The 854-nt window shown below is 55.6% G+C and carries 1 protein-coding gene; it reads left to right on the top strand.

What is annotated here, in order from left to right; genetic code table 11:
- Positions 1 to 846 (top strand): IS5-like element IS5 family transposase (locus tag PG898_RS21150; protein ID WP_139699942.1); only part of this gene is annotated, 846 nt, incomplete at its 5' end.
- Positions 847 to 854 lie beyond the last annotated feature (8 nt).

Here is an 854-nt window from a genome sequence, read left to right as displayed (position 1 = left end):
CCCAAGGCTGGTAATGGCCGGCGACCTTATCCGCTGGAAACCATGCTACGCATTCACTGCATGCAGCATTGGTACAACCTGAGCGATGGCGCGATGGAAGATGCTCTGTACGAAATCGCCTCCATGCGTCTGTTTGCCCGGTTATCCCTGGATAGCGCCTTGCCAGACCGCACCACCATCATGAATTTCCGCCACCTGCTGGAGCAGCATCAACTGGCCCGCCAATTGTTCAAGACCATCAATCGCTGGCTGGCCGAAGCAGGCGTCATGATGACTCAAGGCACCTTGGTCGATGCCACCATCATTGAGGCACCCAGCTCGACCAAGAACAAAGAGCAGCAACGCGATCCGCAGATGCATCAGACCAAGAAAGGCAATCAGTGGCACTTTGGCATGAAGGCCCACATTGGTGTCGATGCCAAGAGTGGCCTGACCCACAGCCTAGTCACCACCGCTGCCAACGAGCATGACCTCAATCAGCTGGGTAATCTGCTGCATGGAGAGGAGCAATTTGTCTCAGCCGATGCCGGCTACCAAGGGGCGCCACAGCGCGAGGAGCTGGCCGAGGTGGATGTGGACTGGCTGATCGCCGAGCGCCCCGGCAAGGTAAGAACCTTGAAACAGCATCCACGCAAGAACAAAACGGCCATCAACATCGAATACATGAAAGCCAGCATCCGGGCCAAGGTGGAGCACCCATTTCGCATCATCAAGCGACAGTTCGGCTTCGTGAAAGCCAGATACAAGGGGTTGCTGAAAAACGATAACCAACTGGCGATGTTATTCACGCTGGCCAACCTGTTTCGGGCGGACCAAATGATACGTCAGTGGGAGAGATCTCACTAAAAACTGGG

Origin of the sequence: Aeromonas sp. QDB31, assembly GCF_027707605.1 — a bacterium.
In the GTDB taxonomy this organism is placed as follows: domain Bacteria; phylum Pseudomonadota; class Gammaproteobacteria; order Enterobacterales; family Aeromonadaceae; genus Aeromonas; species Aeromonas media.
The sequence above is the reverse complement of the archived record's forward strand: the minus strand, read 5'-3'. Positions and strand labels throughout refer to the sequence as shown.